Origin of the sequence: Bacillus sp. JS (assembly GCF_000259365.1) — a bacterium.
GTDB lineage: Bacteria > Bacillota > Bacilli > Bacillales > Bacillaceae > Bacillus > Bacillus stercoris.
This window is the reverse complement of record NC_017743.1, coordinates 2,614,519-2,628,773: the sequence shown is the minus strand read 5'-3', so window position 1 is coordinate 2,628,773 and position 14,255 is coordinate 2,614,519. Positions and strand designations below refer to the sequence as shown.

20 protein-coding genes and 1 pseudogene are annotated in these 14,255 nt (G+C 41.9%); 14 read left to right on the top strand and 7 right to left on the bottom strand.

The genetic code is table 11. The features are described from left to right. The first annotated feature begins 37 nt into the window (after positions 1-37). The 6 genes from levD (at position 38) to sacC (ending at position 4,831) form a co-directional block, all read left to right on the top strand. Positions 38-478, top strand: a complete 441-nt coding sequence (gene levD, locus MY9_RS13380) for a PTS fructose transporter subunit IIA (protein ID WP_014664766.1) — start codon at positions 38-40, stop codon at positions 476-478. Further along, entirely contained in the window at positions 478-966 is a 489-nt protein-coding gene (levE, locus tag MY9_RS13375; RefSeq protein WP_040082340.1) for a PTS fructose transporter subunit IIB, read from the top strand. The genes levD and levE overlap by 1 nt, the downstream gene beginning before the upstream one ends. Before the next feature lie 16 nt (positions 967-982). Next, positions 983-1,792 (top strand): PTS fructose transporter subunit IIC, encoded by an 810-nt coding sequence (gene levF, locus MY9_RS13370; protein ID WP_014664764.1) that lies wholly within the window; start codon positions 983-985, stop codon positions 1,790-1,792. Between the two features lie 21 nt (positions 1,793-1,813). Further along, entirely contained in the window at positions 1,814-2,641 is an 828-nt protein-coding gene (gene levG / locus MY9_RS13365; RefSeq protein ID WP_014664763.1) for a PTS fructose transporter subunit IID, read from the top strand. A 116-nt stretch (positions 2,642-2,757) separates the two neighbouring features. Next, a complete protein-coding gene (locus MY9_RS21945) occupies positions 2,758-2,889 on the top strand; it encodes a hypothetical protein (RefSeq protein ID WP_231560761.1) in 132 nt (43 codons plus the stop codon). After that, the gene (sacC, locus tag MY9_RS13360; protein ID WP_237711723.1) at positions 2,828-4,831 is read left to right on the top strand and encodes a levanase; all 2,004 of its coding nucleotides are present in this window, start codon (positions 2,828-2,830) and stop codon (positions 4,829-4,831) included. The genes MY9_RS21945 and sacC overlap by 62 nt, the downstream gene beginning before the upstream one ends. 233 nt (positions 4,832-5,064) lie before the next feature. On the opposite strand, the gene MY9_RS13355 is transcribed toward sacC, so the two are convergent. Genes MY9_RS13355 through MY9_RS13335 form a run of 5 tightly spaced genes read right to left on the bottom strand, consistent with a single transcriptional unit; the run spans position 5,065 to position 7,381 of the window. Then, complete coding sequence (locus MY9_RS13355) at positions 5,065-5,364, bottom strand: spore coat protein (protein ID WP_014664761.1); 300 nt, start codon at positions 5,362-5,364, stop codon at positions 5,065-5,067. Continuing rightward, entirely contained in the window at positions 5,361-5,576 is a 216-nt protein-coding gene (locus MY9_RS13350) for a hypothetical protein (RefSeq protein WP_014664760.1), read from the bottom strand. The genes MY9_RS13355 and MY9_RS13350 overlap by 4 nt, the downstream gene beginning before the upstream one ends. A gap of 18 nt (positions 5,577-5,594) precedes the next feature. Then, on the bottom strand, positions 5,595-6,731 hold the full coding sequence (locus MY9_RS13345; RefSeq protein WP_014664759.1) for a zinc-dependent alcohol dehydrogenase: 1,137 nt from the start codon (positions 6,729-6,731) through the stop codon (positions 5,595-5,597). An 18-nt stretch (positions 6,732-6,749) separates the two neighbouring features. Next, positions 6,750-7,118 carry a spore coat protein gene (locus tag MY9_RS13340; RefSeq protein WP_009967868.1) on the bottom strand — a complete coding sequence of 123 codons (369 nt, stop codon included), beginning with the start codon at positions 7,116-7,118 and terminating at the stop codon, positions 6,750-6,752. Between the two features lie 17 nt (positions 7,119-7,135). Beyond that, positions 7,136-7,381 carry a hypothetical protein gene (locus MY9_RS13335; RefSeq protein WP_014664758.1) on the bottom strand — a complete coding sequence of 82 codons (246 nt, stop codon included), beginning with the start codon at positions 7,379-7,381 and terminating at the stop codon, positions 7,136-7,138. Positions 7,382-7,668: 287 nt separating this feature from the next. Between MY9_RS13335 and MY9_RS13330 the strand changes: the two genes are divergently transcribed. The 4 genes from MY9_RS13330 (at position 7,669) to MY9_RS13320 (ending at position 9,269) form a co-directional block, all read left to right on the top strand. Next, positions 7,669-8,055, top strand: a complete 387-nt coding sequence (locus MY9_RS13330; RefSeq protein ID WP_014664757.1) for a VOC family protein — start codon at positions 7,669-7,671, stop codon at positions 8,053-8,055. 127 nt (positions 8,056-8,182) lie between these two features. Further along, a complete protein-coding gene (locus MY9_RS21940) occupies positions 8,183-8,314 on the top strand; it encodes a hypothetical protein (protein ID WP_014664756.1) in 132 nt (43 codons plus the stop codon). Between the two features lie 187 nt (positions 8,315-8,501). After that, the gene (locus tag MY9_RS13325) at positions 8,502-8,861 is read left to right on the top strand and encodes an SH3 domain-containing protein (protein ID WP_040082353.1); all 360 of its coding nucleotides are present in this window, start codon (positions 8,502-8,504) and stop codon (positions 8,859-8,861) included. A 51-nt stretch (positions 8,862-8,912) separates the two neighbouring features. Beyond that, complete coding sequence (locus tag MY9_RS13320) at positions 8,913-9,269, top strand: SH3 domain-containing protein (RefSeq protein WP_014664754.1); 357 nt, start codon at positions 8,913-8,915, stop codon at positions 9,267-9,269. A 287-nt stretch (positions 9,270-9,556) separates the two neighbouring features. Here MY9_RS13320 and MY9_RS13315 read toward each other — a convergent pair whose 3' ends face one another. Both MY9_RS13315 and MY9_RS13310 read right to left on the bottom strand, forming a co-directional pair. Then, positions 9,557-10,369, bottom strand: coding sequence for an alpha/beta hydrolase (locus MY9_RS13315; RefSeq protein WP_014664753.1), 813 nt, complete (start codon positions 10,367-10,369; stop codon positions 9,557-9,559). Between the two features lie 136 nt (positions 10,370-10,505). After that, on the bottom strand, positions 10,506-10,769 hold the full coding sequence (locus MY9_RS13310) for a CD3324 family protein (RefSeq protein ID WP_014664752.1): 264 nt from the start codon (positions 10,767-10,769) through the stop codon (positions 10,506-10,508). A gap of 445 nt (positions 10,770-11,214) precedes the next feature. Here MY9_RS13310 and csn point away from each other — a divergent pair, with 445 nt between their 5' ends. The 4 genes and pseudogenes from csn (at position 11,215) to MY9_RS13290 (ending at position 14,178) form a co-directional block, all read left to right on the top strand. Further along, positions 11,215-12,051, top strand: a complete 837-nt coding sequence (gene csn, locus MY9_RS13305) for a chitosanase (protein WP_014664750.1) — start codon at positions 11,215-11,217, stop codon at positions 12,049-12,051. Between the two features lie 195 nt (positions 12,052-12,246). Beyond that, positions 12,247-12,489, top strand: a pseudogene (locus tag MY9_RS13300) (sigma factor-like helix-turn-helix DNA-binding protein); the annotation flags it as partial. 152 nt (positions 12,490-12,641) lie between these two features. Further along, positions 12,642-13,394, top strand: coding sequence for a metal-binding protein ZinT (locus MY9_RS13295; protein ID WP_014664748.1), 753 nt, complete (start codon positions 12,642-12,644; stop codon positions 13,392-13,394). Positions 13,395-13,710: 316 nt separating this feature from the next. Further along, positions 13,711-14,178: a MarR family winged helix-turn-helix transcriptional regulator gene (locus MY9_RS13290; RefSeq protein WP_038829673.1), complete on the top strand. Its 468-nt coding sequence runs from the start codon at positions 13,711-13,713 to the stop codon at positions 14,176-14,178. The last annotated feature ends 77 nt before the right edge of the window (positions 14,179-14,255 follow it).

The following is a 14,255-nucleotide window of genomic DNA, read 5'->3' as shown; positions in this document are numbered from 1 at the left end:
ATATATGGGTGTACAAAACAGGAAAGGAGCAATAGATATGATTTCAGTTATTATCAGTGGTCATGGAGATTTTCCCATAGCATTAAAAGAGTCTTCAGGGATGATATTCGGTGAAGAAAACAACCTGATTGCAGTGCCGTTTTTTAAAGGGGAAGGGATTCAAACGCTGCAGGAAAAATATCATCAGGCGCTCAAGGACATTCCGGAAGAACATGAAGTGCTTTTTTTAGTCGATATTTTTGGAGGGACGCCATATAACGCGGCAGCTTCCATCATTGCTGAGGATCAAAGAATGGATATGGCAGCCGGCGTAAACCTGCCGATTTTGCTGGAGGTATTAAGCTTGAGAGAACATCTGGCTCTCAAAGCTTTGCTGAACAACTTAAAAGCGATGAGTCAGCAAAGCTTTCAGGTGTGCAGTGAACATTTAGAAAAAGTAAAAACAGCCAATCAAGATACAAGAGAGGATGAACTATGATGAACATTGTGTTAACAAGAATTGATGACCGCTTTATTCACGGCCAAATCCTGACAAGGTGGATTAAAGTACATGCGGCCGACCGAATCATCGTTGTCTCCGATGATATTGCTCAGGATGAAATGAGAAAAACGCTGATCCTATCTGTTGCGCCTTCAAATGTTAAGGCGAGTGCCGTCTCTGTTTCTAAAATGGCAAAAGCCTTTCATAGTCCGCGCTATGAAGGAGTAACAGCAATGCTCTTGTTTGAAAATCCGTCCGATATCGTATCCCTCATAGAAGCAGGCGTACCGATCAAAACCGTAAACGTCGGGGGAATGCGTTTTGAAAATCAACGCAGGCAAATCACAAAATCAGTCAGTGTCACAGAGCAAGATATAAAGGCATTTGAAACATTAAGTGACAAGGGCGTGAAACTGGAATTAAGGCAGCTGCCTTCAGATGCCAGTGAAGATTTTGTACAGATATTACGGAACGTAACAAAATAATCAAGGGGATGAGAATATGTCTTCATTACAAATTATTTTGTTGTTAGTCATTGCAGCAATTACCGGAATCGCAAGTGTATTGGATGAAGGGCAGACACACCGGCCGCTTGTGGCCTGTACGCTAGTTGGCCTGGTGCTGGGGGATTTAAAAACGGGGATTATCCTTGGAGGCACACTGGAGCTGATGGCGCTCGGCTGGATGAACGTCGGGCTTGCCATGGCGCCTGATACGGCGATCGCTTCTGTCATCTCAACCATTTTAGTTATTACAGCTGATCAGGGAATTGGCGAAGGGATTGCTGTCGCTGTTGCTTTGGCAGCTGCGGGTCAGGCGCTGACGATTTTTGTTCGGACGATCACTGTCTTTTTCATTCACCGCGCTGACAAATATGCAAAAGAAGGAAATATAAAAGGAATTGAAATTATGCATATTACCGCGATGGTGTTTCAAGCTTTGCGCGTCATGATTCCTACATTGATTGTTGCTTTAATTAGTGTCAGCGCTGTTCAGGCATTCCTGGGAAATATTCCTGATGTCATTACAAAAGGACTGCAAATAGGCGGAGGCATTATTGTGGTTGTCGGGTATGCCATGGTGATCAATATGATGAATATTCCTTATTTAAAGCCATTTTTCTATATCGGTTTCTTATTAGCGGCGTTTACCGATTTTAACTTAGTGGGATTCGGAGCCCTTGGTCTTTGTCTGGCGCTTTTATATCAGCAGGTGATACAAAAACAAAGCGCTCACGGAGCAGTCGCGGCCGCATCAGACAGTGGCAGTGTTGCTGTTTATGATGACGATGATGACGATCTTGATGCCTAAACAATGAGGGGGGATGAAAAAATGGAGAAAGAAAAACGATTAACGAAAAAAGAAATTTTCAGCATGTTTATTCGTTCAAATTTTTTGCTCGGTTCCTTTAACTTCGAACGTGTGCAGGCAATGGGATATTGTTATGTCATGATACCGGCGATCAAAAAATTGTACGCTCCCGGAGCGAAAAGAAACGAAGCCCTGCAGCGCCATTTGGAATGGTTTAATACACACCCGTGGCTGACAGCGCCTATATTTGGCGTGACGGCAGCCATGGAAGAAGAAATGGCGAACAATAAAGGAATTGATGGAAAAGCGATAAGCGGAATGAAAATCGGTTTGATGGGACCAATAGCGGGCGTAGGCGACCCCATTTTCTGGGGAACGATTCGCCCGGTCTTAGCTGCCTTAGGAGCCTCTCTTGCTTTAGGAGGAAACATTGCCGGCCCTTTGCTATTCTTTTTCTTGCTGAATGCTATAAGATTAAGCACAAAATATTACGGATTAAAGTATGGCTATGTGAAAGGAATGGAGATCCTTCAGGATTTAGCGGGGAATCGCATTCAAAAGCTTACAGAGGGTGCTTCGATTCTCGGGTTATTTGTTATGGGGGCCCTCGTGTCCAAATGGACCACCATCAACATTCCAATCGTTGTATCCAGGATTAAGGATGAAAGCGGCAAAGTAGATGTTCAAACGGTACAAAATGTGTTAGACAGCATTATGCCGGGTGCGCTGCCGCTCGGATTAACGTTATTGGTGGCTTGGATGCTGCGCAAAGGAGTGAACCCTCTTCTCATTATTTGCGGCATCTTTATCATCGGGATTCTCGGGTTTTGGGCTGGATTCTTAGTATAAGCTGTGTGAAGGAAGAAGAGAGAAACTGCAGCAGTCTTTTAAGATATAAATGATTCGGATAACAGCGAAACAGAAGAGAATTTCCAGAAACGGACCAGCTTGCGCAGCAGTCTCTCTTGAAAGTGTTTAAACATGAAGAGAGGAGCGAAGGAACAAATGAAAAAGAGACTTATTCAAGTCATGATCATGTTCACCCTGCTGTTGACTATGGCATTTTCGGCGGATGCAGCCGATTCAAGCTACTATGATGAGGAATACCGTCCTCAATATCACTTCACACCGGAAGCAAACTGGATGAATGACCCAAACGGAATGGTATATTATGCGGGGGAATATCACTTGTTCTATCAATACCATCCTTACGGGCTTCAGTGGGGGCCAATGCATTGGGGGCATGCCGTCAGCAAAGATTTGGTTACATGGGAGCACCTTCCTGTTGCGCTGTATCCGGATGAAAAAGGCACGATCTTTTCTGGAAGCGCAGTTGTCGATAAAAATAACACAAGCGGTTTTCAAACAGGCAAAGAGAAGCCGCTTGTGGCCATTTATACACAGGATCGGGAAGGCCATCAAGTGCAAAGTATTGCCTATAGCAATGACAAAGGCAGAACATGGACGAAATACGCAGGCAACCCTGCCATTCCAAACCCGGGTAAAAAAGATTTTCGCGATCCAAAAGTCTTTTGGTATGAGAAAGAGAAAAAGTGGGTGATGGTACTGGCAGCTGGTGACCGAATTCTCATGTATACATCAAAAAATCTGAAGCAGTGGGCGTATGCAAGTGAATTTGGACAGGGACAAGGAAGCCACGGGGGGGTATGGGAATGTCCGGATTTATTTGAGTTACCGGTAGATGGCAAACCGAATCAAAAAAAATGGGTCTTGCAAGTCAGTGTCGGAAACGGAGCGGTTTCGGGAGGATCAGGCATGCAATATTTCGTAGGGGACTTTGATGGGACTCATTTTAAAAATGAAAACCCATCAGACAAAGTTCTCTGGACGGATTATGGCAGAGACTTTTACGCAGCTGTATCCTGGTCCGATATTCCATCCAGAGACGGCCGGAGGCTTTGGTTAGGTTGGATGAGCAATTGGCAATATGCGAATGATGTTCCGACATCTCCATGGAGAAGTGCAACGTCTATTCCAAGAGAGTTAAAATTGAAAGCGCTTACTGAAGGGGTTAGAGTAATCCAAACACCAGTAAAAGAGCTGGAAGCCATTCGCGGGACCTCTAAGAAGTGGAAGAATCTGACCATATCGCCTGCAAGTCATAATGTGTTATCGGGGCTATCTGGAGATGCCTATGAAATAAATGCAGAATTTAAAGTAAGCCCTGGTTCAGCTGCTGAATTTGGTTTTAAGGTCCGAACAGGAGAAAAGCAATTTACGAAAGTCGGCTATGACCGAAGGAACGGCAAACTGTTCGTTGACCGGAGCAAGTCGGGCAACGTCACCTTTAATCCGGCCTTTGACACCGGAAAAGAAACAGCACCGCTGAAGCCGGTAAATGGAAAGGTTAAGATGCGCATTTTTGTTGACCGCTCCTCGGTTGAAGTATTTGGGAATGACGGACAGCAGGTCATAACAGATGTCATTCTCCCAGATCGATCAAGCAAAGGGCTTGAATTATATGCTGCAAATGGAGATGTAAAGATAAAATCTTTAAGGATTCACCCTTTAAAAAAGGTATGGGGCACGTCACCTTTTATGTCCAATGTAACCGGCTGGACAACGGTAAATGGCACGTGGGCCGACACAATTGAGGGAAAACAAGGGCGGTCGGATGGCGATTCCTTTATCTTGTCTTCAGCATCCGGGTCAGACTTCACTTATGAATCTGATATCACCATAAAGGATGGAAACGGAAGAGGGGCGGGAGCACTCATGTTTCGCTCTGACAAAGATGCCAAAAACGGTTATCTTGCCAACGTGGATGCGAAGCATGACCTGGTGAAATTCTTTAAATTTGAGAACGGTGTTGCTTCTGTCATTGCTGAATACAAAACGCCGATAGATGTTAATAAAAAGTATCATCTAAAAACAGAGGCCAACGGTAATCGTTTTACAATTTATTTAGATGATCGTCTTGTGATTGATACCAATGATTCCACATTTTCAGAAGGCCAATTTGGTTTGAATGTGTGGGACGCGACTGCTGTCTTTCAGAATGTAAACAAGAAGTCTTAATTTTTAAGAAGGCACAGACCTGAACAATCTGTGCCTTCTCGTTATTTCAACAAAATAATGATTCGCGGTTACATGCTTCCAAATCATCTTAGAAAATCCGTATCAACGTTAATCTGTTTACACTCATGAGGCCCGAAAGATGAAAAACACTGTTCATAGCGACTTGAACAACAGAAGCTGAGGAGCAGTTTTGGTCTATCAATACTGTTCCTCAGCAAATCAGTCATTGTATGTTAAAGGGTTGGCAATTGAATCGCTGTATCAATATTTTTCAAATGTAGCTTGACTTGTTCGTCAGTATTCCAAGGATGGTACCAGCATTTTTCCATCATATAGCTTGAGAGTTGTTCATGCATATCGAGTGCTTCTTCCAAATGGCGGATAAGGACCTCTTTTACTTCAGGCGTTCCGGCTTCAGTGGCTGCCATCGCATAATTTCTGACTCCGTTTTTTGCTGAAATTAATAAGTCCATAGCAATGATTTGGTCTGTCAGAACGTTCATGCCTGTTAGATATTCAATGATAGGATTCATTTTTCACTCATCTCCTCAACTTGCTTTGCATTAGATAAAATAGAGGCAAATTCCTGCAGCTGTCGGGTTGTGATGTCAACGTCTTGCTGCATGATTTCTTTAAGCTTCGGATCAGATACCAATGCTTTCATTGTTTTAGATTTCGTCAAACAGAGGGTCTTGAAAGCAGTCATTTCCTGGACCTCAAGCAGTTCATGTAAGGCGTATTCCATTTCTGTCACCTCCGTTTTTTAAGGCTTTAACACAACTTTTATACAATCATCCATTTTTGCATCAAAAATGTCATAGCCATGCTTGGCTTCACTAAGCGGCAGAACATGGCTGACAACATCTCCCGGATCAATTTTGCCCGTTGATACGAGTTCAAACATGTACGGCATATAGTGGATTACAGGAGCCTGTCCAGAGCGTATATTGATGTTTCGCTGCATGATATCTCCTAACGGAAAACCGTTATATCTGCCCCCGTACACACCTGTAATTTGGATGGTTCCTCCTTTGCGAACAGCTTGGGAAGCAATGACCAATGCACTCATCGTTCCGCCATGAAGCTTTAATCCGCTGGCTAGGAACTCGAGATCGCTCATTTTCCCATCCATCCCAACAGCGTCAATGACTACATCCGCCCCGCCTTTCGTAATTTCCTTTAAATAATTCCCTGTATTCTCATGGTCTTCAAAATTAACGATTTCTACTTTGTTTGTACGTTTCGCATGCTGTAAGCGATAGTTTACATAGTCAACTGCTATGACGCGTTTAGCGCCTTTTAGCCAACAAAACTTTTGAGCAAACAGGCCGACTGGTCCGCAGCCGAGAACGATAACTGTATCGCCTTCTTTCACGCCGGCATTGTCAACACTCCAAAAGCCAGTGGTCATGGCATCGGCTATCACGCTTAATTTCTCATCAGGCTCCTCACAAGATTCAGGAATTTTAAAATGGGTAAAATTCGCAAAGGGCACTCTTAAATATTCGGCTTGGCCGCCCGGATAACCGCCAGTTTGCCCTGAATATCCGAAATAAGCACCCATTTCCCCATTTTCATTAGACTGATCACATTGGCTTTCTAGCTGGTTTTTACAAAAAAAACATTCCCCGCAGGCGATTGTAAAAGGGATAATGACGCGGTCACCTTTTTTGACCTTTGTAACCCCTGGCCCAACTTCTTCAACGATTCCCATCGGTTCATGGCCGATGACATAGTCTTCTTGCAGATTAGGAATGAATCCATGGATTAAATGTAAATCTGATCCGCAAATGGCTGTACTGGTGACCTTTATAATCATGTCATCGGATTTTTCAATCTTTGGATCGGGGACATCTTTGACCACAACATTCTTGATGCCTTGATACGTTACTGCCTTCATGCTGTCAAACCTCCAGTATTAGTGTTCATCAGGTGTCCGGTCAAACATCCCTTTTCGATTTGTTTCATCAGGAAAGAGGTTCATATTGCCGACCATGATCGTGTTTTTTGCAGAGAGCTGATCCAGCTTATACTGTTCGCTCAGCTCATATGGATGGAACCATTTTTTGCTGATCATCAGTTCTGTAATCTCTTGGTGCATCGCAATTCCTTGCATCAGCTGTTTCCGCAGCAGGGCTCTTACATCTGGTGACGCGGTTTCTGTCAAAGCTACAGCAGTATTCCGTACGCCTTCCTTAGCTCGTATGAGAAAATCCATCGCGAATGTAGTATCTGCAAGTTCAGGCACATTCAGCGAATTAATAGGGTCTAAATGATCATTATTCAAAGAGGCCTACCTTCCTTTCAATTGATGATTGGCGTTGGGCGGCTTTGAGGGACAGGGGCCTGAAATGAGGCACGCTCATAAACCGCTTGTAATTCAGTAAGGTCTTGAATGGATTGCTGCACATCTTTTTGCATCAAGTCCTTCAGTTCTTGGTCAAACACAAGTCCTTGCATTAACTTTGATTTCGCTATACAAAGTGTTTTAAAGTTCACGATTTCATGTAGGTCTACAGCCTCGTGAGCTGCTAATGTTTGCTGATCCATATTGATGCAACCTCCTTTTATCAACGTTACATTTCCCGAAATGAAGTTGAAGCATACAGAAAGAACACCTTGGTATCATTTTTTGTTGATGTAGAAGCGCTGTTTTTGCTCGTTAGCGTAATTTCTCATGACATATAATAAACTGCACCTTAAATGGTAAGTATATTTTGAACCTAAAAGACGAGTGAAGTTTTTTTATGGAAACTTGACATCATGCTGTCAGGTTTCTTTTTGTATCATTAAAATGTATGACCAGTAAAAAGTATGTTTTATGGGAGGCACACAATATGAAGCTGCTGCAAATTAGACTTTTGGTGAACGATTTTAAGAAAAGCGTCGATTTTTATAAAGATTCATTAGGACTTCCGATAAGTTGGTTAGAGAATGAAATGGAATATGCACTCTTTGATAATGGGGAGACGAAAATAGAGATATTATCTCGAGAAACGATGGCTGAAATCATTGGAGAGGAAAAACAATCTTTGGAAGGAGAAACTCAATCAAAATTTTTGCTTCAGTTTCAGGTAGAAGATGTTGATAAAACGTATGACGATTTACACAAAAAAGGAGCGAAATGTGTGAATAAACCTCATGATCGCAAGGAATGGAGTGCCCGAGTCGCTCACTTCAGAGATCCAGATCATAACCTGATTGAAATATATAAAATGCTATGATTTTTCGACTTGCAAAATGATAGAATCAGCCTTTGATAACGTACCTTGTCCTTTTTATATACGTTCTAGAAAAGAAAACAAAGCCATCACACCCTTTGGACACTGAACTTACAGCATTTACGCTGGTATGTTTGGTGTTCGTTTTTGGTTAGATGAAAAAGGAGAAGTATCCACGAATCGAGGAGAAGCGCGGATACAAGGCAGCAGTACACGGATAGAGTTAATTGGTGGAAATGAACCGCATGATCCAAGTCCTTAATATTAAGCCTGACTGCTATTTATTTTGTATTTTTAATTGTCGAAAACATAGGAATAATTCCACTTTTGAAAGATCTAGTTTATGGTACATTGGTACATATATGGGAGGGGGCCTGTGTTCTAAAAGTAGATCCTTAACTGGATGGAAGTAAGTTAAACGTACGGCATTTATAAGGGGAGGGTATAAGGTGAATAAGCTAAAGAGACTAGGTATGCTAATGGTAATGATCGCATCATTGTTCGTTTTTTCTAGTCATGCACTTGCGGCTCAGTATTATACGGTTTCAACAAGCAGCGGTGCGCCTGTAAATATGCGCAGCGGCCCAGGTACAAGTTGGGGAATTGTAACGACCATTCCGAGCGGAACCCGCATCCCGATCTATTGCTACAAAACCGGTACAACTGTAACTGGAAAGTATGGGACGAGTAATATTTGGAATTACACAGAGCGGACGCTTGCAAGCGGCGAGATCGTTCCTGGTTTTGTCTCTGATACTTATATGTATACAGGCTCAGACGGTCCGGTTGTTCCTAAATGCAGCTGGTAGCATTGTTCTATCGATTCTCAAAATGAAGAAATTGAAGAAAGAGGGATGACATTGACTAAACTGAAAATGCTCAGTATGTTAACCGTTATGATTGCATCATTATTCATTTTTTCCAGTCAAGCGCTTGCCGTTCAGTACTTTACTGTCTCAACAAGCAGCGGTGCGCCTGTAAATATGCGCAGCGGTCCAGGTACAAATTATCCTATTATGCTTTCCATTCCGAGCGGCTCCCGTGTTCCTTATTATTGTTATGCTTATGGAACAACAGTGACTGGGAAGTATGGAACGAGTAATATTTGGGACCAAATCCAATGGAAAGATTCCCGGGGGATCGTGAATATTGGATATGTGTCTGACACGTATGTGTACACAGGCTCAGATGGCCCAGTCGGTTACAAATGCAACTAGCGATATACGGATCTCCCTTTTAAGGGTCTATCAGAGAGAAACCATACCAATCACAATAGTTGGTATGGTTTTTGCTATGCTTGCGTCTTCTATTCCTGCATTTGTGGTGATTTTCAAAGTAGCTTCATGATGTTAGACACTGGTTGTTGGTGAGGACAAAATAACCAGCCGCATTAGGGTTGTATCTAATGCTCTAAAATACGAAATGAAGATAGGGAACATCTCACATTGCCGTTCTCGTTATTGAAAAGTTCTCTTGGTCCTTTTATGAAAATTTTAATCAATCCTTAACCCGTATGTTTATTTTTTTCTAACATGTCGTGTAACCTCTCAGAAAATTCTTTATGATGCATGGTGTACCCCGTATGATTTCCGGGGAATTCAACCAATTCTGTTTCCAATTGTTCTGCTAGGGCGTTCGCGCAGCGATAAGGAAAAAGCTCCCGTGAAGCACTTCCGCCAGCTGGGATTATCTTCACCGATGCAGATGTAAACACAGTTTTTAATGCTTCGATATCTAATGTATAGTTGAGAATTCCTTGAATTTCATAATCAGTGAAATACGTTGAATTGCTGAGGAGCCGTTTTGTCAGGACATTCTTTGATTGTTCGTCAATCTCTAATCTTGCTATTAACTTCGTGACTTCACCTCGATGATTTATCTTAAGGTCCTCCATGAATTGCTCGGCTTGTTTCAGCTCATTTCCATGCAGAAGCTGCAATAGGATTGGTTCGTGCGGGATCATGACACGTACTTGTTCAGGGTGTCGTATGCACAGATCAAGCCCTATAACAGCACCGGAGCTGCTTCCAAATACATAGGCCGGCTTATTGGTGATTTTAGCTAGAAGACGGTGAGCATCGTCGCTGTGTGTTTCCACACGGTAATTCTCAACCTGATGGGCGAGATTGCTGCGGGAATGGCCGCGGCGATCGTAAGTAACAACCGTGTACCAGTTAGCCAGATGATTGGCAACATGATGGAACTTGTCGGCATCACCGCCTCCGCCGTGGACCAAAAGAATGATTGGACCTGTGCCCCGCACCTGATAGTGGATGTTGGCGCCGGGTACTTGCAACGTTCCATTGTTTATCGTCATTTGTAAAACCTTCCTTTCTTCTCTTCTCCCTTAACTTTACACAATGAGCCTATGGGATCATATGCAGGAAATAACTAAGAAACAAACTCGCCATATAAAAAGCACTGATTATATTTCATCAGTGCTTCCGTTTGGTTTATTTAGAGTAGACAATTTTTTTTATTGTTTCATCAGAGAGGTGATATTCCTCACATAATTGATGAATGGTTTTGCCGTTTTTAAATGCTTTTTTAATAGAAGCGTTTCTGTCATCGATCAGCTTTCTTGTTCCTGAACACGCGCCCCATTTTTGATGAGAGGTTTCAGGTTTAGGGATATATATTGTTTCTCCTTGAACATACTTTTGAATTTCCGATATCAGCTTTTCAGGTAAAATAGCGGTTGCTTTTACATATGCCATTTCTGCCAGCTCCTTATTTTTTATGTTAAATAAGGTGCAAAGCCACTATATCAGAAAAGCTTACTTGGGCGATCTTTTAGAAAGTCTACCCCATGCAAAGTATCGCCTTCCCAATAATAGGCTTTGCATGGGACGTTGCGGAATCTGGCATTCTCATCTTGCTTGCCATTTACATCACCTCCATACCTATTTTCGATGATCATTTCTATTATAAATTAGAGTAAAGCTTTATGGCATCTTGTTAATGAAAGTTGAAGCAGTATGAAATTCAAAGGGGGACCTTCCAAGTAAGAAGGGCTGAGGCTGATTGGCAAAGAAAAGAGTAAGATGCAAGTTATATTACTTTGGATTCAAAATATTGACAAAACAATGTATTTTCAACAATAGGACAGTCTCTTCATGTATACTAAGTCTGGATTTACAATATTTAGAAGGAGGCAATAAAATGAATATCAGTTTGAAGAAAAAAGCGGACTTCTGGAAAAAGGCAGCAATCTCATTACTTGTTTTCACCATGTTTTTTACCTTGATGATGAGCGAAACGGTTTTTGCGGCGGGACTGAATAAAGATCAAAAACGCCGGGCGGAACAGCTGACAAGTATCTTCGAAAACGGCACGACGGAGATCCAATATGGATATGTCGAGCCATTGGGTGACGGGCGAGGCTATACATGCGGACGGGCAGGTTTTACAACGGCTACAGGGGATGCATTGGAAGTAGTGGAAGAATACACAAAGGCAGTTCCGAATAACAAACTGAAAAAGTACCTGCCTGAATTGCGCCGTCTGGCCAAGGAAGAAAGCGATGACATAAGCAATCTTAAGGGCTTCGCTTCTGCCTGGAAGTCGCTTGCAAATGATAAGGAATTTCGCGCTGCCCAAGACAAAGTAAATGACCGTTTGTATTATCAGCCTGCCATGAAACGATCGGATAATGCCGGACTAAAAACAGCATTGGCAAGAGCTGTAATGTACGATACGGTTATTCAGCATGGCGATGGTGATGACCCTGACTCCTTTTATGCCTTAATTAAACGTACGAACAAAAAAGCGGGCGGGTCACCAAAAGACGGAATAGACGAGAAGAAGTGGTTAAATAAATTCTTGGACGTACGCTATGACGATCTGATGAATCCGGCAAATCATGAAACCCGTGACGAGTGGAGAGAGTCGGTTGCCCGTGTGGACGTGCTTCGCTCTATCGCTAAGGAGAACAACTACAATTTAAATGGGCCGATTCATGTCCGTTCAAACGAGTACGGTCATTTCGTAATCAAATAAGCATTGAATAAAGCGGCATCGTTTCTTGCCGCTGCATTCTCCCCATGATGTGAAAAAGACAAGAGACAAACAAGCTCTTGTCTTTCCTATATATGATCGTTCAGCATAAATATTTTAGAAAAATGTCAGTATCAAGTAATGAATGTATCACCAGGCGTATGCTTCAGGTGTCTCTCCTCCAGGTCCGTTAAAGATACTGTGTGTATTCGATCGACCATCAAACGGTTGCCTGAAAAGTATCGAGAGGCGCTCGAGTTAACTGAATATCAGGGGTTATCACAAAAAGAGCTGAGTGAAAAGCTCGGCATTTCTTACTCGGGAGCAAAATCAAGGGTACAACGCGGAAGGGGAAAATGAAAACAGCTGCTTGAGGGATGCTGTCATATTGAAGCGGATCGATATGGAAATATCGTAGACTTTCGTATTGTAAAGGAATAACTGATGAACAAAGTCAGTTTTCTAATTTAAATGGCCATCCGCTGCCAGATACGATTCTGAAATAGGTAGATGAAGTTCCCGTTGATGTAGGAAAGAGATAGATGTATAATATAAATCGTAACGTTTTCGATTTAATAAAAAGGAGTGTTGGAATGAAGATTTTATTTGCAAAGAGGCTAGGTATATTAACTATAGGTTCATTACTCGTATTGGCAGGATGTCAGACTTCCGATTCATCTAAAGAGTCTAATCAAACAACATCATCCTCAGCAGCTGAAGAAAACTCTTCCAAAGCGCAAGAGCACACATCTGAAAGTCACACACATGAACATTCTCACGATCATAGTCATGCGCATGATAAAGAAACAGAAAAAATGTATGAAGGCTATTTTAAAAACAGCCAAGTAAAGGATCGCCCACTTTCTGATTGGGAAGGAGATTGGCAATCTGTATTTCCATACCTGCAAGATGGTACTCTTGACGAAGTGTTTTCTTATAAATCAGAACACGAAGGCGACAAGACAGCTAAAGAATATAAAGAGTATTATAAAAAAGGCTATCAAACAGATGTTGACCGTATTGTAATCCACAAAGAAACTGTAACCTTCTTTAAAAATGGAAAAGAATATTCTGGTAAGTATACGTATGACGGGTACGAAATTCTAACATATGATGCGGGCAATAGGGGGGTAAGATACATATTCAAACTAGCTAAAAAAGCGGAAGGGCTTCCTCAGTATATCCAGTTTAGCGATCATAGTATTTATCCCACTAAAGCTAGTCATTACCATCTCTATTGGGGTGACGACCGTGAAGCTTTACTTGATGAAGTCAAAAACTGGCCTACCTACTACCCATCAAAAATGGATGGGCACGATATTGCCCATGAGATGATGGCTCATTAAATGAGGATTATTCTATGAAGTATGGTGCTTTTTTATCATAAAGTATGGAATGAAATGTTTATGCGCCCCTGTATTAGCTGCTGACCCTTCGCCAGCAGCTTTTTGTCCTCTTTAGTTTTTGGCGTTTCTTCTCTCCGCTGACGGTGAGTTCTAACAAAATAAAGGTGGTCTATAAGCCTGACAGCATCCAATTAAAAGTCAAGGGAAAATAGTGTGCTGCCCTGATCTTACTAGTTATCATTTTCTAATTTTGTTGAAATAGAAACAATAAATGAATATAATATGGCTAGTGCACCAACTGGTGGGAGGGCAGGCCATGAATAAAGAAGAACAGCTCATATTGAATTTCAGAGACTTATTTAACAAGATGGTGTTGCTTAATAAGTCTAAGATGGAAGACAGTTTGAAGGGGTACAAGCCTTCTGAAGTACATTGTATTGAATCCATTGGGAAAAATGCTGATAGCAATGTGAGAAAACTTGCGGAGTCCCTTTATATGACGAGAGGTGCCATAAGTAAATTAACTAAGAAACTGATAAAAAAAGACCTTATTGAAAGCTACCAGAAGCCGGATAATAAAAAAGAAATTTATTTTAGGCTTACTGCGCAAGGCAAAGTAATTTATAACATCCATGAGGAACTCCATAAAGAGTTTCGAGAACGGGACAAAGTCGTTTTTGAACAAGTTACCGAAGAACAATTTGACAGTATGCTTAGCTTCGTGGAAAAGTACAGTAGGCATTTGGATACTGAAATAAAGAAACAGGGAATAGCTGTTAATTAAATCGGATAAATAGAATAAAGAAACCAAAGTCAGCCCAACTCTATTGTGAATGGGCTGTCTTTTTTTATTCTTAATTT

What these genes read in the sequence shown, in the direction of transcription:
- MY9_RS21940 (WP_014664756.1), top strand. Translation starts at nt 8,183, where the DNA reads ATGTTTGGTGTTCGTTTTTGGTTAGATGAAAAAGGAGAAGTATCCACG.
- MY9_RS13355 (WP_014664761.1), bottom strand. Translation starts at nt 5,364, where the DNA reads ATGAATCCTATCATTGAATATCTAACAGGCATGAACGTTCTGACAGAC.
- MY9_RS13350 (WP_014664760.1), bottom strand. Translation starts at nt 5,576, where the DNA reads ATGGAATACGCCTTACATGAACTGCTTGAGGTCCAGGAAATGACTGCT.
- levE (WP_040082340.1), top strand. Translation starts at nt 478, where the DNA reads ATGAACATTGTGTTAACAAGAATTGATGACCGCTTTATTCACGGCCAA.
- MY9_RS13310 (WP_014664752.1), bottom strand. Translation starts at nt 10,769, where the DNA reads ATGGCATATGTAAAAGCAACCGCTATTTTACCTGAAAAGCTGATATCG.
- csn (WP_014664750.1), top strand. Translation starts at nt 11,215, where the DNA reads ATGAATATCAGTTTGAAGAAAAAAGCGGACTTCTGGAAAAAGGCAGCA.
- MY9_RS13315 (WP_014664753.1), bottom strand. Translation starts at nt 10,369, where the DNA reads ATGACGATAAACAATGGAACGTTGCAAGTACCCGGCGCCAACATCCAC.
- MY9_RS13295 (WP_014664748.1), top strand. Translation starts at nt 12,642, where the DNA reads ATGAAGATTTTATTTGCAAAGAGGCTAGGTATATTAACTATAGGTTCA.
- sacC (WP_237711723.1), top strand. Translation starts at nt 2,828, where the DNA reads ATGTTCACCCTGCTGTTGACTATGGCATTTTCGGCGGATGCAGCCGAT.
- MY9_RS13290 (WP_038829673.1), top strand. Translation starts at nt 13,711, where the DNA reads ATGAATAAAGAAGAACAGCTCATATTGAATTTCAGAGACTTATTTAAC.
- levG (WP_014664763.1), top strand. Translation starts at nt 1,814, where the DNA reads ATGGAGAAAGAAAAACGATTAACGAAAAAAGAAATTTTCAGCATGTTT.
- MY9_RS13345 (WP_014664759.1), bottom strand. Translation starts at nt 6,731, where the DNA reads ATGAAGGCAGTAACGTATCAAGGCATCAAGAATGTTGTGGTCAAAGAT.
- levD (WP_014664766.1), top strand. Translation starts at nt 38, where the DNA reads ATGATTTCAGTTATTATCAGTGGTCATGGAGATTTTCCCATAGCATTA.
- levF (WP_014664764.1), top strand. Translation starts at nt 983, where the DNA reads ATGTCTTCATTACAAATTATTTTGTTGTTAGTCATTGCAGCAATTACC.
- MY9_RS13330 (WP_014664757.1), top strand. Translation starts at nt 7,669, where the DNA reads ATGAAGCTGCTGCAAATTAGACTTTTGGTGAACGATTTTAAGAAAAGC.
- MY9_RS13335 (WP_014664758.1), bottom strand. Translation starts at nt 7,381, where the DNA reads ATGGATCAGCAAACATTAGCAGCTCACGAGGCTGTAGACCTACATGAA.